Source organism: Streptomyces adustus (assembly GCF_009377175.1).
In the GTDB taxonomy this organism is placed as follows: domain Bacteria; phylum Actinomycetota; class Actinomycetes; order Streptomycetales; family Streptomycetaceae; genus Streptomyces; species Streptomyces adustus.
In genome coordinates this window covers 26,225-45,358 of sequence record NZ_VJZD01000053.1, presented here as the reverse complement: position 1 = coordinate 45,358, position 19,134 = coordinate 26,225, and the positions used below count along the sequence as shown (strand labels likewise).

The following is a 19,134-nucleotide window of genomic DNA, read 5'->3' as shown; positions in this document are numbered from 1 at the left end:
CCACAGAAGCGTTCCTGCTGACCCCCCGGGCCCCGCCGAACCGTCCGGCGTGCCCCCGGTGCCCCGCGCCCCGCGCTTCAGCCCGCGCTCTGCTCCTCCGCCAGGATGCGGTCCAGGGCCTCGTCGAGATGGGCGTCGAAGTCGGCGAGGGCCCCTTCCTGTCCCAACGGCACCAGCTTGTCGGTGCGGTCGAGGAAGGCCACGAGCGGGGCCGTCGACGAACGGAACAACGCCTGGTCGACTCCGACCTGAAGCCGGATCAGGACCTCGCCCAGCGAGTCCGGGTCGACGGGCGCGACCCGTACGTCACCCTCACCGCAGGCCCGGCCCACTCCGTCGATCAGCAATTCCCGCCCGAAGGCCCAGGTCACCGGTGCGTCGCCGGGAAGGTGGAAGGTCAACCGCACGGCGTACGGATCACTGGACTCGTAGCGCAGCTCCACCGGAATGCGGAACGAGAGCTCCTCGGACACGAGAAAGCTCATCATGACCTCTGCCTGTACCGACTCGCGCATCGCCTACCCCGTCATATGCCGTCGAATGGCCTGGAATGAACCCCTGCATTTGATGGCATCTTGCTGAACGTGCACGGCAGATCACAAGGAGTGATTTTTCAGATGCTGATAGAGAGTCCCATTGACCCGGTAAGTCGCCCGATCTCGGCCTGCAACTGCTGTACGGCGGGGAGCAGTCGGTCGGACTGATGAGCGGGCAGCGAGATGGCCATCGCCGCGGCGGTGGCACCCAGCGTGATCGGAATGGCCGCGCACACCACCCCCAGCGCGTACTCCTGACGCTCGGTCACCGGCCCCAGCCGCCGCAGCCGTTCCAGTCGTCGCAGCAGGGTGCGGTCGTCGTGCACCGTGTACGGGGTGAGGGACTGCACGGGGTAGCGGTCCAGGTGGTCACGGCGGGCCTCGTCGTCCAGCTGCGCCAGCAGGCACTGGCCGATGGCGTGCGCGTGCCCGGTCTCACGGAAGTCCGCCCACTCCTCGGCCGCCGGATTGCCGGGGGTGTCGGAGACGCACAGCATCTCGATCTCACCGCCGCGGTACACGGCGTAGTAGACGGGGGCACCGATGGCATCGCGCCACTGCGCGAGCAGACCGGCAACCGTGCTGCGACGTTTCTGCGTCGCTCCGCTGTCGCCCAGCCGCTCGGCGGCTTCACCCAGGAAGAACAGTCCTTTGTCGCGGCGCAGATAGCCCTCGTGCACGAGGGTGCGCAGCAGATGGTAGGCCGTGGGAAGAGCGAGGCCGGTCTCGCGGGCCAGTTGTTTGGCGGGGGCTCCGTGCTCGTGCGCGGCGACGCACTCCAGCAGACGCATCGCGCGCTGCACCGACCCGATCAGGGTGGTCGTCGCGGAATGCGGCTGCTCGGGGACCGAGGCGGAGGGCGGTCGCGGCACCAGAGGGATGGTGGAACACGACCGGGTGAGGGGTGGACAGGTGTCTGTCGCTGCGGTGTCGACCGTGGCCAAGGGGGCACTCCCGTTGCGCGAGGGGGCGGCCCGTGCGGGGAACACGGGCGGGGATGTACGCCGCTCGCGGGGGTCTTCCCCGCGTCGAGTTCCGGACTTTATCCGCCTGCCACCGCTCGCCGACGGGCTGCCCGGAAAACTTCCCTCGCCCGAGGGAACCGGTGATTCCTGTTACCGATCACCGGTTGCCCCTCACCTCACCAGTCGCTGCGCGACGAGGAGCCCGAAATGAACTTCCGGACGATGTAGATCAGGCCGCCGACCAGAGCGACGAAGATCAGGAGCTTGAACAGCAGACCGATCACGATGGTGACGACCGTGGCTATGAGGCTGCCGAACACGAACAGGGCGATGATCGGCACCGCGACCCACTTCACCCACCACGGCAGTCCCGCGAAGATCTCCTGCATCTCCCTCGTCCTTTGCTTCTCCGCCCGGCTGTCCCGGGACCCGTTTGTTGTCCTGCCCAGAATGCTAGGGCCGCGACGGGGTCCGGCGGGGGCCTCGCGCCCCTTGTCCTCCCCTGACCGTTCCCCTAGGGAACCCCGAGACCGCGGCTCAGGCTTCGGGCGGAGAGAAGACCACCAGAACCCTGAGGTCCTCGCTGATGTGATGGAACTTGTGCGCGACCCCGGCCGGCACGTACACCACGCTGCCGCGCGCCACCTGGGTCGTCTCCATGCCGACCGTGATGGAGGCGCGGCCGCTCACCACGAAGTACACCTCGTCCTGGTTGTGCGGGCTCTGCCTGTCCTGAGCACCTGCGTCGAGCGCGTACAGGCCGACCGACATGTTCCGTTCGCGCAGAAACTGCAGGTAGGCACCGTCGTTGGCGGCGCGCTCCGCTTCCAGTTCGTCCAGCCGGAATGCCTTCATCGCTCTTGTCCGCCCCACACCTCTGCTCGAATCCGATCTCTTCTGCCACGATCAGACACATGAAGAATTTTGTAGTCAAGACGATCGCCAACGCCGGAGCCCTGGCGATCGCCGTGCTGCTGCTCGACAAGATCACCCTGACCGGTGACAGCACGGGCAAGAAGGTCGGCACCCTGATCCTGGTCGCCCTGGTCTTCGGCCTGGTGAACTTCCTGGTGAAGCCGATCCTGAAGGTCCTCACCTTCCCGCTGTTCATCCTGACGCTCGGCCTGATCACCCTGGTCGTGAACGCGCTGATGCTGCTGCTGACCTCGTGGGTGTGCGGGAAGCTCGACCTCAGCTTCCACGTCGACGGCTTCTGGACCGCCGTCCTCGGCGGCCTGATCATCTCGATCGTCTCCTGGGCCCTCAACGTCGTTCTGCCCGACGGCAAGGACTGAGCACTCGATGACCTACCGCGTCTGCTTCGTGTGCACGGGGAACATCTGCCGCTCGCCGATGGCCGAGTCCGTCTTCCGCGCCCATGTGGCGCGGGCCGGGCTCGACGACCGGGTCGAGGTCGACAGCGCCGGCACCGGAGGCTGGCACGAGGGCGCGGGCGCGGACCCGCGCACGGTCGCCGTCCTCGAGGACGGCGGCTACGACAGCAATCACACGGCCCGCCAATTCCGGGCCTCCTGGTTCTCCCGCCTCGACCTCGTGATCGCTCTCGATCACGGCCATCTCCGGGAACTGCGCCGGCTCGCGCCCACCGAGGAGGACGCGCGGAAGGTGCGGCTGCTGCGCTCCTACGACCCCGCCGCCGGGGACGACCTCGACGTTCCCGACCCTTACTACGGGGGCATCGACGGCTTCGAGGGCTGCCTTGAGATGGTGGAGGCGGCGAGCACCGGGCTGCTCGCCGCGGTACGTGAACATGTGGAAGGACGGGCGGCATGAGCGACTCTGCCGGCAACGAAGGAAGCGGTACGGCGGTTCCCCCCGCCGCGGGCGACGGAACGCGCGCGGTGCGGGCGGGACTTCCGGAGCCGGTCAAACACGAACCGACGCTGCCGGGACCGGTGTTCGCCGCTCACTTCCATCTGCCGGGCGAACCCACCGGCCCGTACGCCTACGGACGGGACGAGAACCCGACCTGGACCCATCTGGAGCGGGCCATCGGCGAGCTGGAGGCGCCCGGCGGCGAGGGGGTCGAGACGCTCGTCTTCGCCTCCGGCATGGCCGCCATCTCGTCGGTGCTCTTCTCCCAGCTGCGCGCGGGCGACGCGGTCGTCCTGCCCAGCGACGGATATCAGGCGCTGCCCCTGGTGCGGGCCCAGCTGGAGGCCTACGGCATCGAGGTGCGCACCGCCCCCACCGGCGGCGACGCCCAGCTCGACGTCCTCGACGGCGCCAGGCTGCTGTGGATCGAGTCCCCGTCGAACCCGGGGCTCGACGTCTGCGACATCCGGCGGCTCGTCGAGGCGGCACACGCGCGTGGTGCCCTGGTGGCGGTCGACAACACCCTCGCGACGCCGCTCGGGCAGCGGCCCCTCGAACTCGGCGCCGACTTCTCCGTGGCCAGCGGTACCAAGCAGCTCACCGGGCACGGCGATGTCCTCCTGGGCTATGTCGCCGGCCGTGACGCGGAGGCCATGGCCTCCGTACGCCGCTGGCGCAAGATCGTCGGGGCGATCTCCGGGCCCATGGAGGCCTGGCTCGCACACCGCTCGATCGCCACGCTCCAGCTGCGGGTCGACCAGCAGAACGCGTCCGCCCTCACCGTCGCCCAGGCGCTGCGCCGGCGCCCCGAGGTGAGCGGGCTGCGCTATCCAGGGCTGCCCGACGACCCGGCCCACAAGATCGCCTCCGAGCAGATGCAGCGCTTCGGATGCGTGGTGTCCTTCACCCTGCCCACGCGCGCACGGGCCGACCGCTTCCTCGACGCGCTGCGGCTCGTGGACGACGCGACGAGCTTCGGCGGAGTGCGTTCCACCGCCGAGCGGCGCGGACGCTGGGGCGGCGACGCGGTGCCGGAGGGCTTCATCCGTCTTTCGGTCGGCGCGGAGGACCCCGCGGACCTGGTGGCGGATCTGCTGCGCGCCCTGGACGAGTCGGCGGACTGACCGGCGCGGACGCCCCGCCGGTGTCCCGCTGCGCACGACGGACGGTCCGAGCCTCCCCCCTCGTGGCTCGGACCGTCCCCGGTTCCGCGCGCTGAGAACCGCGCGACCAAGGCTAGTTGACTGAGTGTCAGTGTCCAATCACAGTAGCGACAGAGACCTATCGACATATTTATAGTTGGGCGCGGCAGGGGGCCGGCCGGAAGGATCTGGAGCGGGGCGGCGAGAGGGGAGGGCACTGCGTGGATCTCGCCTTGCTGCGTACCTTCGTGACGGTGCACCGAGCCGGTTCCTTCACTCGCGCCGCGGCTCTCCTCGGTCTCTCCCAACCGGCCGTCACCTCCCAGATCCGCACACTGGAGCGGCAGGTCGGCCGCCCCCTGTTCCTACGGCAGGCCCGCGGGGTGACCCCGACGACCATCGGCGACGAACTCGCTCACAAGGCCGCGCCCCATCTGGACGCCCTGGTGGAGATCGCCGAGACCGGCCTGGACGACGACTCCTCGCTGCGCACCCTGCATCTGGCGGGGCCACCCGAGTTCACCGCCGAACGGGCCCTGCCCGCGCTCACCGAGCTGGCCGGCCACGGCGGCCAGGGGCTCGCCCTGCGCGCCTCCTTCGGCACGGCCGAGGAGGCCCTCGAAGGGCTGGCGGCGGGACATCACGACCTGGCCATCAGCACGGCGCGCCCGCGCGGCGCCCTGCTCACCGCGACACCCCTGTGCGACGAGGAGCACGTCCTGGTGGCCGCCCCGAGCTGGGCCGAGCGGATCGAGCCCTGGAGACGCCGCAAGGGCGCGCCGGTCCTGGAGAACCTCCCCGTCGTCGAGGTGCACGAGTCGCTGCCGTTCATGTCCCGCTACTGGGCTTCCGTCTTCGACTCCCGGCCCGCCGCTTCGGGTGCCGTCATCGTCCCCGATCTGCGCGCCGTTCTCGCCTGCGCGTGCGCGGGCGCCGGCCTCGCGGTGCTGCCGCGCTATCTGTGCGCCTCCGCCCTGGCCCGCGGTGACGTGGTCGCGCTGCACGAGCCGGCGGTACCGCCGCTGCGGACCTACTTCCTCGTGGTGCGCACCGGCACGCTGGTGATGCCGCACATAGCGCGGGCCCACGAGTGGCTCCAGCGGGCCGCCGCCGACTGGTGCTGAGCCGGTTTCCCCGCAATGTCATGGGAAATTCGCCTGCAATGATGTTTCGTAATGTTTCACGTGGAACCAGCCGGGCCACATTTCTCCCATGACCGTCCGACCCGTGGTCAAGCGCACCGCCCGAGCCGTTCTCCTGGACGGCGATCATCTGATCCTGATCAAGCGCACCAAGCCCGGCGTGGATCCGTACTGGGTGACGCCCGGGGGCGGGGTTGAGCCCGAGGATCCGACTGTCGTCGATGCCCTGCACCGCGAGGTGTACGAGGAGCTCGGCGCCAAGATCACCGATGTCGTGCCCTGTTTCGTCGACACCGTCGAGCACATCGGCGCGGACGGCGGCGCGACCGGGGTGAAGGTGCAGCACTTCTTTGTGTGCCGCCTAGAATCCATGGACCCGTCCCTACGGCACGGCCCCGAGGTCGACGAGCCCGCCGGCGAATACGAGATCGTCAGGGTGCCGTTCACCCGCGTCGGCATCGCCTCCGTGCACCTGGTGCCCCTGTCGCTGCGGCACTACCTCGACGGGAACATCGAGGGCGTACGCGCCATGCATGCCCCCGATCTGGGCTGAAGGACACAACCGCCGACGATGAAGTCTCGCCGTGCCTGTAAGACCGACGATGGGCTCGCCCGGCTCGGGGCGGGAGCATAGGACGCCTGCCGTTTGCCGGTGTTTCACGTGAAACACCCTCGTTCTCTCCGCACCCCGCGGGCCCGGTCCCAACATGGCCAAAAGCGTGTATGTCTCGTTCGAAACGGGTGGACGCAGAGGCCACCGGTCGGACAGCCTGACCTGCGTGCGCACTCCTTCCCTCGCCTCTCTCCCCGTCCGCTGTCTGACGCTTCGCGATCTCTCCGCCTGCGCCGACCTGTCGGAGGACCGGGGGTGGCCCCGGGAGGAACACAAATGGAGCTTCCTGCTCACGGCCGGAACGGGATACGGCATCGACGATCCCGATGGCGGCCTCGTCGCCGCTTGCGTGGTCACCGAGTACGGACCGCGGGAGCGTCCCGGACTGGGCGCCATCGGCATGGTGTTGGTCGCCGAGCGGCACGCCCGTCAGGGTGTCGGACGTCGGCTGATGCGCCGCATCGTCTCCACGATGGGGCCCACGCCTCTCACGTTGCACGCGACGCCGAACGGTCTTCCGCTGTACGAGGAACTGGGCTTCAAGGTCACCGGGCGAGCCGAGATGGTGCGCGGGCACTTCACCCCTGGCGGAGCGCGGCCCGGCATCACCACCCGCGCGGCCACGGCCGCGGACCTGACGGAGATCCTTCTGCTCGACGAAGAGGTCTTCGGTCTTGACCGCACCCACATCGTCACGCGCCTGCCCGCTTTCGCCGACCGGCTGTGCGTCGCCGTGGAGAACGACCGGATCATCGGCTACGCAGCCATCTGGCCCAACATGGACACCCATGTGGTGGGCCCGCTGATCGCCCGTGACACGGAGACAGCCAAAGCCCTTGTTTCCTCCCTCGCCGCCCACACCGACCGTCCGCTGCGGACCGATGTCGATGTACGGCACGAAGAACTGCTGACATGGCTGAAGGAGCGCGGCCTGGTGTCCGTCGCCTTCAACGCGGTCATGACGTACGGCGTCCCGCAGCTCCCGGGCGACTGGAGCCGACGGTTCGCCCCCGTGACGGTGGCGGCGGGCTGACCGCAGCGACGAGGTTCACGCCACGAAGGCGACGGCGTGCAGCTGCGGATGCATAGGGTGCGGCCATGGGAGATTTCGATATTCGGCCGGCCACGACAGACGACATACCGGCGATCGTCGCGATGCTCGCCGACGACCCGCTGGGCGCGCGGCGCGAGTCACCGGAGGACCTGACCCCCTATCGGGCGGCCCTGGAGCGTCTGTCCGCCGATCCGAACCAGCATCTGATGGTGGCGGTACGCGAGGGCCGAGTGATCGGCACCCTCCAATTGACGATCGTTCCCGGGCTCTCCCACAAGGGCGCCACCCGCTCGATCATCGAAGGCGTACGCATCCACGCCGACGAGCGCGGCAGCGGCCTGGGAACCCGATTCATCCAGTGGGCGGTCGACGAGTCGCGGCGTCTGGACTGCCGGCTGGTGCAGCTGACCTCCGACGCATCCCGCACAGACGCACATCGTTTCTACGAGCGGCTCGGCTTCACCGCGTCGCATGTCGGCTTCAAGCTCCGCCTCTGATGCACAGAGCGGTCTGTTTCACGTGAAACAGACCGCTCTTCCGTCCTCGACGGATCCTCGACGCTCTACGGGCGCTGCTTGAGGCCTCGCCATCCGTCCGGGTCCACGCCACCGGGCACCGAAGCCGTCCTGTCGTAGGGCTGACGCGTGAACACGAACGACCCGAGATCCAGGTGGTCCACGGACCCGTCCAGGCGTCGTACGGCCCGCAGAAGCTCTCCGGCGTAGTAGCCCTCCAGCCCCGTCCAGGTGCCGTCTCCGTTCGCCCGGAACCGTGACCGCCGACCGAGGCCGGACAGCGGCTCCAGCGAGGCCGCCCCGTCGGCTGTCAGGCGCAGCGCAAAGGCCTGGGTCCCCCAGTACCACTGCCCCGTCAACTCCAGCTCCGCCGGATCGACTTCGAGCAGCGGCTGCCAGGGCGCGGGAATCCGCGGCTCGGCCTCCGCCACGATACGCACGAGATCGGCGCCCACGGCACCCAGCAGCGGCCCGGAGGTGCAGTTGGCCAGCACCACCGCGGCGACATCGTCCTCCACGCTGATGGTCAGGTTCGCGAGAAAGCCGGGCAGCGAACCGGAGTGACCGACAAGAAGCCGTCCGTCGCGCCGCTGAATCTGCATGCCGAGGCCGTAGCTGACGCCGTCCGCCACGTCCGCGGGCTCGGCCGGGGCAGCTGGTGTCCGCATCTCCCGCACGGTGTCGGCGCTCAGCACACGGTCGTCTCCCCGGGCCAGGAAGACGGCGAAGCGAGCCAGGTCACCGGAGGTGGACCAGAGCTGTCCGGCCGGCGCCATGATCCCCAGGTCCTGCACGGGCTCGGGCAGCAGTGCATCGGCCCACGGATGAACCGCCCACCCACCCGCGTGCGGCTGCTGAGGCTGGGCACTCGTCCGCTCCAGCCCCAGGGGTTCCAGTACTTCACGCCGAAGGACGTCCTCCCAGGGGGCGCCGTGCAGCCTCTCCACCAGCGCTCCCAGCAACGTGTATCCGGGGTTCGAGTAGTGGAACCGACGGCCGACGGGGTGCAGCAGCGGCTGTTCACCGAGCACATCGGCGAGTTCCGGCCGCAGCGATCCCGGGGTGCGCTCCCACCAGGGAGCGGGCGACTCGGCCGCGAGCCCTCCGGTGTGGGCGAGCAGATCGGCGATGGTGACCTCACCCGCGCCGGTCCCCGGCAGATGCTTCTCCAACGGATCGCTCAGGTCCAGCAGGCCCGCGTCACGCAGTCGCAGGACGAGCACGGCGGTGAAGGTCTTGGTGATCGAGCCGATCCGGTACTGCACATGCTCGTCCGGCCCGTGCCCGTCCACCGAGGTCCGGGAGCCGTGCCACACGGCCTGCCCGTCCCGTACGACGGTCGCGACCAGTGACGGCGCCCGCCCCTCCGCCTGGGCCACGGCGATGCGGTGGAGCAGCGCCCGGCATGTGCCGGGCAGCAGTTGTTGCTGAGAAGACGTCATGGCCCCAGTCCACCCGGCCCGGCATCCCACGTCGAGTGCATTTCGCCGGAGCCGTCCCGGATCAGGTCTGTGCCATGTCCACGAATCGCGAGTAGTGGCCCTGGAAGGCCACGGTGATCGTCGCCGTCGGGCCGTTACGGTGCTTGCCGACGATGATGTCCGCCTCGCCCGCGCGCGGCGACTCCTTCTCGTAGGCGTCCTCACGGTGCAGCAGGATCACCATGTCGGCATCCTGCTCGATGGAGCCGGACTCACGCAGGTCGGACACCATCGGCTTCTTGTCCGTGCGCTGCTCGGGACCACGGTTGAGCTGGGAGAGCGCGATCACCGGCACCTCCAGCTCCTTGGCGAGGAGCTTGAGGTTACGGGACATGTCCGAGACCTCCTGCTGACGGCTCTCGGAACGCTTGGAACCGCCGGCCTGCATCAGCTGGAGATAGTCGATGATCACCAGCTTGATGTCGTTGCGCTGCTTGAGCCGACGGCACTTCGCGCGGATCTCCATCATCGACAGGTTCGGGGAGTCGTCGATGAAGAGCGGCGCGGACGACACCTCGGGCATCCGGCGTGCCAGCCGCGTCCAGTCCTCGTCCGTCATGGTGCCGGAGCGCATGTGGTGCAGCGCGACACGGGCTTCGGCGGACAGCAGACGCATCGCGATCTCGTTGCGGCCCATTTCGAGGGAGAAGATGACGCTCGGCAGGTTGTGCTTGATCGACGCGGCTCGGGCGAAGTCCAGGGCGAGGGTCGACTTACCCATGGCGGGTCGGGCGGCGATGACGATCATCTGGCCGGGGTGCAGGCCGTTGGTGAGCGAGTCGAGGTCGGTGAATCCGGTGGGTACACCGGTCATCTCACCGCTGCGCGAACCGATCGCCTCGATCTCGTCGAGCGCGCCCTCCATGATGTCGCCCAGCGGCAGATAGTCCTCGCTGGTGCGCTGTTCGGTGACTGCGTAGATCTCGGCCTGGGCCCGGTTGACGATCTCGTCCACATCGTCGTCTGCCGCATAGCCCATCTGGGTGATGCGGGTGCCGGCTTCGACGAGACGGCGGAGCACCGCCCGCTCGTGCACGATCTCCGCGTAGTACTCGGCGTTGGCCGCCGTCGGGACGGTCTGGACGAGCGTGTGCAGATACGACGCGCCGCCGACCTTGTTGATCTCACCACGCTTGGTGAGCTCCGCCGCGATGGTGATCGGGTCGGCCGGCTCGCCCTTGGCGTAGACGTCGAGGATCGCCTGGAAGATCGTTTCATGGGCGGGCTTGTAGAAGTCGTGCCCCTTGAGGACCTCGACGACGTCGGCGATGGCGTCCTTGGACAGCAGCATGCCACCGAGGACGGACTGCTCGGCGTCGAGGTCCTGCGGGGGTACCCGCTCGAAGGCCGTGCCCCCGCCCTCCCACGCACCGTCGTCCCGGCCTCGGTCGTGCTGCTCGCCGCGGCCGCGACCGCCGTCGGCGCGGCGGCGGGACGTGGGCAGACGATCACTGGGACCGCTGTCGGCCCACGGATCGTCCAAGGGCTCGGAAATGCTCACCGAGCCACCTCCTCCCGTCCGCGGAGCGGACCTCGCCGCGCCACTCATTTCTACGGCACGGCACTGACAGATGAGAGGCCCTGACTCCGGTTCCGGCGGGTCTGTTTTGTGATGGTTTTCTGACCGACGAGCAGAGCGGGCGCCGGACCACGGTAGGCCTGTCGGCACCGTCAGCCAATCTGGTTATCCACAGGCCATGTGGACGACGGCCCCGATGCTGTGGAGAACTTCGCAAAACCTGTGTACGACCCGGTGGACAGGCCTGTGAACAAGCTCCCATCCCCCGCAGAACAGGCGCCCTGACCAGGCGCTTTCCCGTCCACGGGCTGTGCAGAAGAAAAACTTTCCCGGTCGGGCCAAGATCCCCTCGAACGCTGCGCGAAAGTCCACACAACCTGAGGGGCAGTAAGGGTCACTATTGCTTTGTATCTCTTACCTGTGGACGGTTAGATTAGTGCTCATGACACAGGCTCCCGCGCCCGCCAGGGCCACCCGGCGACAGCACGACCGCGAGATCGTCGCGCTGGCCGTTCCGGCCTTCGGCGCACTCGTCGCCGAGCCTCTCTTCGTCATGGCCGACAGTGCCATCGTCGGCCATCTCGGCACCTCACAACTGGCCGGGCTCGGCATCGCATCGGCCCTTCTCACCACAGCCGTGAGCGTCTTCGTCTTCCTCGCCTACGCCACCACGGCAGCCGTGGCACGCCGCGTCGGCGCAGGCGATCTCCAGGCGGCCATCCGCCAGGGCATGGACGGCATCTGGCTGGCGCTGCTGCTCGGTGCCGCCGTCATCGTCACCGTACTCCCCGCGGCTCCAGCCCTCGTGAACCTCTTCGGCGCATCGAACACGGCGGCCCCGTACGCGACCACCTATCTGCGCATCTCCTCGCTCGGCATCCCAGCCATGCTGGTCGTACTCGCCGCCACCGGAGTACTGCGCGGTCTACAGAACACCAGAACACCGCTCTACGTCGCCATCGGTGGCTTCGTAGCCAACGCGGTCCTGAACGCGGGCCTCGTCTATGGCGTCGGACTCGGCATCGCCGGTTCCGCCTGGGGCACCGTCATCGCGCAGTACGGCATGGCCGCCGTCTATCTCGTGGTGGTCGTCCGCGGGGCCCGCGAGCACGGAGCCTCATTGCGTCCCGATGCCAAGGGGATCAGGGCCTGTGCACAGGCCGGCGTACCTCTGCTGGTCCGGACTCTCTCCCTGCGGGCGATTCTGATGATCGCCACGGCCGTCGCGGCCCGTCTCGGCGACGCCGACATCGCGGCACATCAGATCATCCTGTCCCTGTGGAGCCTGCTGGCTTTCGCTCTCGACGCCATCGCGATCGCGGGGCAGGCCATCATCGGACGGTACCTCGGCGCCGACGACGCCCCGGGCGCCCGTGAAGCCTGTCGTCGCATGGTGCAGTGGGGCATCACCGCAGGCTTCGCACTCGGCCTGCTGGTGGTACTCGCCCGCCCTCTGTTTCTGCCCCTGTTCACCAGCGACGTACTGGTGAAGGACACCGCCCTGCCGGCACTGCTCATGGTGGCGCTCTCGCAGCCCGTCTGCGGCATCGTCTTCGTCCTGGACGGCGTCCTGATGGGAGCGGGCGACGGTCCGTATCTGGCGTGGGCCATGGTGGTGACCCTGGTGGTCTTCGCCCCGGTAGCGCTCCTGGTCCCACTTCTCGGCGGTGGTCTCATCGCACTGTGGGGGGCCATGACGCTGATGATGACCGTGCGCATGCTGACGCTGTGGCTGCGTACCCGCTCCGGACGCTGGATCGTCACGGGCGCTACGCGCTGACCGTTTCACGTGAAACCGACGTTTCACGTGAAACATGCCCACTGCCGCACCAGCCACGAGGCGATGCCGTCTCCGCAGAGTCCCACACGCCCCTGACGACCTCACTCGCTCCAGCCATGCGGAAGGGGCCGCACCCTGACGGGTACGGCCCCTTCCCGGCTGTTCAAGCCAAGCGCGGTGATCAGGCCGCGACGACCTCGATGTTGACCTTGGCGGCAACCTCGGGGTGCAGACGCACGGACGTCTCGTGGGCGCCCAGCGTCTTGATCGGCGCGCCCAGCTCGATGCGGCGCTTGTCGACCTCGGGGCCACCGGAGGCCTTGATCGCCGAGGCGATGTCGGCCGGGGTGACGGAACCGAAGAGACGACCGGCGTCGCCGGAGCGAACGGCCAGGCGGACCTTGACGCCTTCGAGCTGGGCCTTCACGGAGTTGGCCTGCTCGATGGTCTGGATCTCGTGGATCTTGCGAGCGCGACGGATCTGCTCGACGTCCTTCTCGCCACCCTTGGTCCAGCGGATAGCGAACTTCCGCGGGATCAGGTAGTTGCGAGCGTAACCGTCCTTGACGTCCACGACGTCGCCCGCGGCACCGAGGCCGGAGACCTCGTGGGTGAGGATGATCTTCATGAGTCGGTCACCCTTCCCTTATCGCGCGGTGGAGGTGTAGGGCAGCAGCGCCATCTCACGGCTGTTCTTGACGGCCGTGGCGACGTCACGCTGGTGCTGCGTGCAGTTGCCGGTCACGCGGCGGGCACGGATCTTGCCGCGGTCGGAAATGAACTTCCGCAGCATGTTCGTGTCCTTGTAGTCCACGTACGTGACCTTGTCCTTGCAGAAAGCGCAGACCTTCTTCTTAGGCTTGCGCACAGGCGGCTTCGCCATGGTGTTTCTCCTGTGTGATCAAGAAGTTGGGATACGACCCGCCCTCGACCCGGCCGGACCCGAAGGGGTCCGGCCCTTGGGCCTAGAAGGGGGGTTCGTCCGAGTAGCCGCCGCCGCTGCCGCCGGAGCTTCCGCCCCAGCCGCCGCCACCCTGGTTTCCACCAGCGGGAGCGCCGGAAGCCCACGGGTCGGCGGCGCCGCCACCCTGCTGGCCGCCGCCGGAGCTTCCGCCCCAGCCGCCGCCACCCTGGTTGCCACCGCCGCCGTAACCACCCTGGCCACCCTGGCCGCCCTGGCCACCGCGACCGGTGGTCTTGGCGACCTTGGCCGTGGCGTTGCGCAGGCTGGGGCCGACTTCCTCGACGTCCAGCTCGTAGACCGTGCGATTGACGCCGTCACGGTCCTCGTAGGACCGCTGCTTCAGCCGGCCCTGCACGATGACGCGCATGCCCTTCTGAAGCGACTCGGCGACGTTCTCCGCCGCCTGACGCCAGACCGAGCAGGTCAGAAAGAGGCTTTCGCCGTCCTTCCACTCGTTCGTCTGACGGTCGAAGGTGCGGGGAGTGGACGCGACGCGGAACTTCGCGACCGCCGCACCGGACGGGGTGAAGCGCAGCTCGGGGTCATCGACAAGATTGCCGACGACCGTGATGACGGTCTCGCCTGCCATGGGGGAACCTCTCGGCGGGTTTGCTGCTGGCTGCTGGTGCTGCTACTCGAATCCCGAGATCAGCTGAGCGGGAGAGCTCAGTGGGTCTCGGGGCGGAGGACCTTGGTCCGGAGGACCGACTCGTTCAGGTTCATCTGGCGGTCGAGCTCCTTGACGACCGCAGGCTCGGCCTGCAGGTCGATGACCGAGTAGATGCCCTCGGGCTTCTTCTTGATCTCGTACGAGAGACGACGACGGCCCCAGGTGTCGACCTTCTCGACCTTTCCGTTGCCCTCGCGGACGACGGAGAGGAAGTTCTCGATCAGGGGGGCGACAGCGCGCTCCTCCAGATCGGGGTCGAGGATGACCATCACCTCGTAGTGACGCATGTGTAACCCACCTCCTTTGGACTCAGCGGCCACGGTCGTTCCGTGGCAGGAGGGTTGTGATGCGTACGCAACGGTATCGGCCGCCACTGACAATCGGGGGGCCGTCCGACGACGTCCCCGCGCTGGCCTGGGCGGATCCATGGCTGAGCCTGGGCAGACACCGGTGCAGACGCTACAGACTACCTGCACACCCGCTTCCGGTTGAAATCCGAGGGTGGAGACCGTCAATCTGTACACATCGGGTGTGTACGGCGCTACGATGCGCCGCCTTCCGCAGGAGGTGCCCTATGGCACAGGCATTGCGACCCAACACCGTCGGCGGTCTCTTCGCCACGGACGGAAAGCCCCATGTACTCCAGGACACCCTGCTCGCGGTGACCCTGGTGCTGGGCATCACGGCTCTCGTCTCATCGGCCTTCCACAGCCTGCACCTGCTCAGCTCCTGGGCCGGCCTGGTGGGGATCGTCACCGGCGCCTACGGCCAGTGGATCTCCGAGACGACCCGCGAGCGCTTCGGGCTGATCCTGGGCCTCGGTGCCTCGGCCCTCGGCTTCTATCTCGGCATGGCGCACGGCGGGCTCTTCGGCGGGCTCTTCTAAATCCGCCGAACCACACGAAGTCGCCACACAAGGACACCGTGTGGACCGCCGCGGATGTCCCGGCCGGTTGCCGTGCCGGGACATCCCCCCATACGCCCATTCGAGCCGCTGGCACGGCGCAGTAGGCTTCGCGCGAGAGCCGGAGCCCCTGTACCCATGGGGACAGCCCAGCCCGAGGAGCCCCCCGAATGAGCCTGACCCTGAGGACCATCAGTCGCGAGCAGCATCTGGCCTACATCCAGAGCCTGCCGGCGGCGAGTCACATGCAGGTTCCGGCCTGGGCCGATGTGAAGGCGGAGTGGCGCTCCGAGAACCTCGGCTGGTTCGACGAGCGCACCGGCGAAATGGTCGGCGCCGGTCTGGTCCTCTACCGCCAGCTGCCCAAGATCAAGCGCTATCTGGCCTATCTGCCCGAGGGCCCGGTCATCAACTGGTACGCGCCGAACCTGACCGAGTGGCTCGAGCCGATGCTCGCCCACCTCAAGCAGCAGGGCGCCTTCTCCGTGAAGATGGGTCCCCCGGTGATCATCCGGCGCTGGGAGGCCACCTCCATCAAGGCCGGCATCCAGAACCCGGACGTGAAGCGGCTGCGGGACATCGAGGCCGACTTCATCGAGCCGCGCGCGTTCGAGGTGGCCGACAAGCTGCGCCGCATGGGCTGGCAGCAGGGCGAGGACGGCGGCGCCGGCTTCGGCGACGTCCAGCCCCGCTACGTCTACCAGGTGCCGCTGGCCAACCGTTCCCTGGAAGAGGTCCACAAGAACTTCAACCAGCTGTGGCGCCGCAACATCAAGAAGGCCGAGAAGGCCGGTGTCGAGGTCGTCCAGGGCGGTTACCACGACCTGGAGGAGTGGCAGCGGCTGTACGAGATCACGGCCGTGCGCGACCACTTCAGGCCCCGCCCGCTGTCGTACTTCCAGCGCATGTGGACGGCCCTCAACACCGAGGACCCCAACCGCATGCGGCTGTACTTCGCCCGGCACAACGGTGTGAACCTGTCGGCGGCGACGATGCTGATCGTCGGCGGCCACGTCTGGTACTCCTACGGCGCCTCCGACAACATCGGCCGTGAGTTCCGCCCCTCGAACGCGATGCAGTGGCGGATGCTGCGCGACGCCTACGCGCTCGGCGCCACCGTCTACGACCTGCGGGGAATCTCCGACTCACTGGACGAGACCGACCACCTCTTCGGCCTGATCCAGTTCAAGGTGGGCACGGGCGGACAGGCCGCCGAGTATCTCGGCGAATGGGACTTCCCGCTGAACAAACTGCTCCACAAGGCACTCGACATCTACATGTCGCGACGCTGACGTCACGTTCAGTGCTTCCATACCTCTGACACACCGCTGCCACCAGAAAGGTTCCAGGTCCGGCCATGGCGCTCACCCTCTACGTCGACACCGCGCGCTGGCGGGCGCACCACAAGCACGTGCAGGAGCAGTTCCCGGGACTCGTCCCGGTCTGCAAGGGCAACGGCTACGGCTTCGGTCACGAGCGGCTGGCGGAGGAAGCCACACGGCTGGGCTCGGACATCCTGGCCGTCGGCACGACGTACGAGGCCGCGCGCATCAAGGACTGGTTCGGCGGCGATCTGCTGGTGCTGACGCCGTACCGGCGCGGGGAGGAGCCCGTGCCGCTGCCGGACCGGGTGATCCGCTCGGTGTCGTCCATCGACGGCGTGTACGGCCTGGTCGGCGCCCGGGTGGTCATCGAGGTGATGTCCTCGATGAAGCGGCACGGCATCAGTGAGCAGGACCTGCCCCAGCTGCACGCCGCCATCGAGAACGTCCGTCTCGAGGGCTTCGCGATCCATCTACCGCTGGACCGGACCGACGGCTCGGACGCCGTCGAGGAGGTCATCGGCTGGATGGACCGGCTGCGCGCGGCCCGTCTGCCGCTGCACACCATGTTCGTCAGCCACCTCAAGGCGCAGGAACTCGCCAGGCTGCAACAGCAGTTCCCGCAGACCCGCTTCCGTGCCCGCATCGGCACGCGGCTGTGGCTGGGCGACCACGAGGCCACCGAGTACCGGGGCGCCGTCCTGGACGTCACGCGCGTCGCCAAGGGCGACCGGTTCGGCTACCGGCAGCAGAAGGCGGCCTCCGAGGGCTATCTGGTGGTCGTGGCGGGCGGTACGTCGCACGGGGTGGGTCTGGAGGCTCCCAAGGCCCTGCACGGCGTCATGCCGCGCGCCAAGGGCGTCGCCCGCGCCGGTCTGGCCACGGTGAACCGGAACCTCGCACCGTTCGTCTGGGACGGCAAGCAGCGCTGGTTCGCCGAGCCGCCGCACATGCAGGTCTCCATCCTGTTCGTACCCGCGGACGCCTCGGAGCCGAAGGTCGGCGAGGAGCTGGTGGCCCATCTGCGGCACACCACCACCCAGTTCGACCGCCTCGTCGACCGCTGATCGGTACTGGTCCGGCCCTGAGCCGCGCGCATACGCCGAAGGCCGTACACGGAGTCCCCGTGTACGGCCTTTCGTGTGACCCGCTCGCGCTCTGTTCGCTCAGAGCGAACCGTCGGTCGGCTCCTGCTTGCCCCACTCCACCTGCGGGCCGTCGAACGGAACGGCGTGCCGGGGCGGATGGGCCGCCGAGCCGAGCACGAACACGTCCTCCGCGCCGTCGAGCACCCCGCCCGAAGGGTCGTCGTCGCCCGCCCGGCGGACCACGTCCCGCTCCGGCATGAGGATGTCACGCACGACGACGCCGCACAGGTACAGCGTCCCCAGCAGGTGCACGCCGATGGCCCAGTGATAGCCGTCGGTAGGCAGACCCTTGTGGGCGTCCCCGCTGGTCGTGTACGCGAGGTACAGCCAGATCCCCAGGAAGTACGCCACCTCGCAGGCCTGCCAGATCAGGAAGTCCCGCCACTTCGGCCGGGCCAGCACAGCCAGCGGGACCAGCCACAGGACGTACTGCGGGGAGTACACCTTGTTGGTGAGGATGAACGCCGCGACGATCAGGAAGGCCAGCTGTGCGAAGCGCGGCCGGCGCGGAGCGGTGAAGGTCAGGGCCGCGATGCCCACGCAGCAGAGCAGCACCAGGATCGTGGCCACGGTGTTGACCGAGTCGGTGCTGAGCGGATGGGTCGAGTTCTGCGCCATGATCAGCCAGAAGGATCCGAAGTCGACGCCCCGGTCGTGGCTGAACGTGTAGAACTTCGACCAGCCCTCGAAGGCGAAGAGCATCACCGGCAGGTTCACCACGAGCCAGGAGACCGCCGCGCCTCCCAAGGCCTTTCCGAAGTCCCGCCACTTGCCCGCACGCCAGCACAGCAGGAACAGCGGGCCGAGCAGGAAGACGGGATAGAGCTTGGCGGCCGTGGCGAGCCCCAGGAGGACGCCGAAGGCGAGGGAACGGCCCCGCGACCACATCAGCATCGCGGCGGCGGTCAGAGCGACCGCCAGAAGGTCCCAGTTGATGGTGGCGGTCAGCGCGAAGGCCGGCGCCAGCGCGACCAGCAGACCGTCCCAGGGGCGACGGGCGTGCGTGCGCGAGACACAGACGACAATGACGGCCGCGCAGGCCATCAGCATCCCGGCGTTGACCATCCAGTACCACTGCTCCTGGTGCTGGATGGTGCCGCTTCCTGGCGTCAGCCAGGCGGCCACCTCCATGAACACACCCGTCAGCACCGGGTACTCGAGGTACTGCATGTCGCCGGGGAGCTTGTCGAAGTAGGGCACGAGCCCGTCGGCGAATCCGCGTCCCTGATAGAGGTGCGGGATGTCCGAGTAGCACGCGTGCGTGTACTGGGAGCTGGCGCCGAAGAACCAGCCGCTGTCGTAGCACGGCACCTTCTGGACGAGACCGAGGGCGAACATCCCGATCGCCACAAGCGCGACGACCCGTACCGGGGTCCACCAGGACGTCCCCAGCAGGGCACGTCGGCCGATGGGACCGCCGATCAGCTCGCTGGCGGCCGCCGCGACCTCGTCGTCCCTGGTCGGCCGTACCGGCTCCGGCTCGTGCACGCTCGTCGATGTCGATTCTGCACTGGGCATGGGGCACATCCTGCCGTACGCACCT

General features: G+C 68.3%; 22 protein-coding genes. 11 read left to right on the top strand and 11 right to left on the bottom strand.

The window, feature by feature from the left end; translation table 11 throughout:
- Positions 1-77: 77 nt before the first annotated feature.
- From FNH09_RS16005 to FNH09_RS15990, 4 genes are all read right to left on the bottom strand, one after another.
- Entirely contained in the window at positions 78-515 is a 438-nt protein-coding gene (locus FNH09_RS16005; RefSeq protein ID WP_152888358.1) for an SsgA family sporulation/cell division regulator, read from the bottom strand.
- A gap of 98 nt (positions 516-613) precedes the next feature.
- Complete coding sequence (locus tag FNH09_RS16000; RefSeq protein ID WP_238426702.1) at positions 614-1,411, bottom strand: IclR family transcriptional regulator; 798 nt, start codon at positions 1,409-1,411, stop codon at positions 614-616.
- A gap of 266 nt (positions 1,412-1,677) precedes the next feature.
- Entirely contained in the window at positions 1,678-1,890 is a 213-nt protein-coding gene (locus FNH09_RS15995; RefSeq protein ID WP_152888356.1) for a DUF5326 family protein, read from the bottom strand.
- Positions 1,891-2,038: 148 nt separating this feature from the next.
- Positions 2,039-2,356, bottom strand: coding sequence for a cupin domain-containing protein (locus FNH09_RS15990; RefSeq protein ID WP_152888354.1), 318 nt, complete (start codon positions 2,354-2,356; stop codon positions 2,039-2,041).
- A gap of 59 nt (positions 2,357-2,415) precedes the next feature.
- On the opposite strand from FNH09_RS15990, the gene FNH09_RS15985 reads away from it, so the two are divergent.
- The 7 genes from FNH09_RS15985 (at position 2,416) to FNH09_RS15955 (ending at position 7,785) form a co-directional block, all read left to right on the top strand.
- Positions 2,416-2,796: a phage holin family protein gene (locus FNH09_RS15985; RefSeq protein ID WP_152888352.1), complete on the top strand. Its 381-nt coding sequence runs from the start codon at positions 2,416-2,418 to the stop codon at positions 2,794-2,796.
- Positions 2,797-2,803: 7 nt separating this feature from the next.
- On the top strand, positions 2,804-3,295 hold the full coding sequence (locus tag FNH09_RS15980; RefSeq protein WP_152888350.1) for a low molecular weight protein-tyrosine-phosphatase: 492 nt from the start codon (positions 2,804-2,806) through the stop codon (positions 3,293-3,295).
- Positions 3,292-4,461 carry a cystathionine gamma-lyase gene (locus FNH09_RS15975; protein ID WP_152888348.1) on the top strand — a complete coding sequence of 390 codons (1,170 nt, stop codon included), beginning with the start codon at positions 3,292-3,294 and terminating at the stop codon, positions 4,459-4,461. The genes FNH09_RS15980 and FNH09_RS15975 overlap by 4 nt, the downstream gene beginning before the upstream one ends.
- 239 nt (positions 4,462-4,700) lie before the next feature.
- Positions 4,701-5,603: a LysR substrate-binding domain-containing protein gene (locus FNH09_RS15970; RefSeq protein WP_162468653.1), complete on the top strand. Its 903-nt coding sequence runs from the start codon at positions 4,701-4,703 to the stop codon at positions 5,601-5,603.
- Between the two features lie 88 nt (positions 5,604-5,691).
- A complete protein-coding gene (locus tag FNH09_RS15965) occupies positions 5,692-6,174 on the top strand; it encodes an NUDIX domain-containing protein (RefSeq protein WP_152888346.1) in 483 nt (160 codons plus the stop codon).
- Positions 6,175-6,400: 226 nt separating this feature from the next.
- Complete coding sequence (locus FNH09_RS15960) at positions 6,401-7,267, top strand: GNAT family N-acetyltransferase (RefSeq protein WP_162468652.1); 867 nt, start codon at positions 6,401-6,403, stop codon at positions 7,265-7,267.
- A gap of 65 nt (positions 7,268-7,332) precedes the next feature.
- On the top strand, positions 7,333-7,785 hold the full coding sequence (locus FNH09_RS15955) for a GNAT family N-acetyltransferase (RefSeq protein ID WP_152888342.1): 453 nt from the start codon (positions 7,333-7,335) through the stop codon (positions 7,783-7,785).
- Between the two features lie 65 nt (positions 7,786-7,850).
- Here FNH09_RS15955 and FNH09_RS15950 read toward each other — a convergent pair whose 3' ends face one another.
- A complete protein-coding gene (locus FNH09_RS15950) occupies positions 7,851-9,245 on the bottom strand; it encodes a serine hydrolase domain-containing protein (protein WP_152888340.1) in 1,395 nt (464 codons plus the stop codon).
- Between the two features lie 61 nt (positions 9,246-9,306).
- The gene (gene dnaB, locus FNH09_RS15945) at positions 9,307-10,785 is read right to left on the bottom strand and encodes a replicative DNA helicase (protein ID WP_162468651.1); all 1,479 of its coding nucleotides are present in this window, start codon (positions 10,783-10,785) and stop codon (positions 9,307-9,309) included.
- Positions 10,786-11,245: 460 nt separating this feature from the next.
- Here dnaB and FNH09_RS15940 point away from each other — a divergent pair, with 460 nt between their 5' ends.
- The gene (locus FNH09_RS15940) at positions 11,246-12,583 is read left to right on the top strand and encodes an MATE family efflux transporter (RefSeq protein ID WP_152888338.1); all 1,338 of its coding nucleotides are present in this window, start codon (positions 11,246-11,248) and stop codon (positions 12,581-12,583) included.
- Positions 12,584-12,764: 181 nt separating this feature from the next.
- On the opposite strand, the gene rplI is transcribed toward FNH09_RS15940, so the two are convergent.
- The 4 genes from rplI to rpsF form a co-directional block, all read right to left on the bottom strand.
- Positions 12,765-13,211: a 50S ribosomal protein L9 gene (rplI, locus tag FNH09_RS15935; protein WP_030665943.1), complete on the bottom strand. Its 447-nt coding sequence runs from the start codon at positions 13,209-13,211 to the stop codon at positions 12,765-12,767.
- Between the two features lie 18 nt (positions 13,212-13,229).
- Positions 13,230-13,466: a 30S ribosomal protein S18 gene (gene rpsR, locus FNH09_RS15930; protein ID WP_003949403.1), complete on the bottom strand. Its 237-nt coding sequence runs from the start codon at positions 13,464-13,466 to the stop codon at positions 13,230-13,232.
- Positions 13,467-13,548: 82 nt separating this feature from the next.
- Positions 13,549-14,136 carry a single-stranded DNA-binding protein gene (locus tag FNH09_RS15925; protein WP_152888336.1) on the bottom strand — a complete coding sequence of 196 codons (588 nt, stop codon included), beginning with the start codon at positions 14,134-14,136 and terminating at the stop codon, positions 13,549-13,551.
- A gap of 77 nt (positions 14,137-14,213) precedes the next feature.
- A complete protein-coding gene (rpsF, locus tag FNH09_RS15920) occupies positions 14,214-14,504 on the bottom strand; it encodes a 30S ribosomal protein S6 (protein ID WP_005482942.1) in 291 nt (96 codons plus the stop codon).
- Positions 14,505-14,791: 287 nt separating this feature from the next.
- Between rpsF and FNH09_RS15915 the strand changes: the two genes are divergently transcribed.
- The 3 genes from FNH09_RS15915 (at position 14,792) to FNH09_RS15905 (ending at position 17,510) form a co-directional block, all read left to right on the top strand.
- Positions 14,792-15,103, top strand: a complete 312-nt coding sequence (locus FNH09_RS15915; RefSeq protein WP_152888334.1) for a hypothetical protein — start codon at positions 14,792-14,794, stop codon at positions 15,101-15,103.
- Between the two features lie 188 nt (positions 15,104-15,291).
- Entirely contained in the window at positions 15,292-16,413 is a 1,122-nt protein-coding gene (femX, locus tag FNH09_RS15910) for a peptidoglycan bridge formation glycyltransferase FemX (protein ID WP_152888332.1), read from the top strand.
- A 65-nt stretch (positions 16,414-16,478) separates the two neighbouring features.
- Entirely contained in the window at positions 16,479-17,510 is a 1,032-nt protein-coding gene (locus tag FNH09_RS15905) for an alanine racemase (protein ID WP_152888330.1), read from the top strand.
- 99 nt (positions 17,511-17,609) lie between these two features.
- On the opposite strand, the gene FNH09_RS15900 is transcribed toward FNH09_RS15905, so the two are convergent.
- Positions 17,610-19,109 (bottom strand): glycosyltransferase family 87 protein, encoded by a 1,500-nt coding sequence (locus tag FNH09_RS15900; RefSeq protein ID WP_152888328.1) that lies wholly within the window; start codon positions 19,107-19,109, stop codon positions 17,610-17,612.
- Positions 19,110-19,134: the final 25 nt, after the last annotated feature.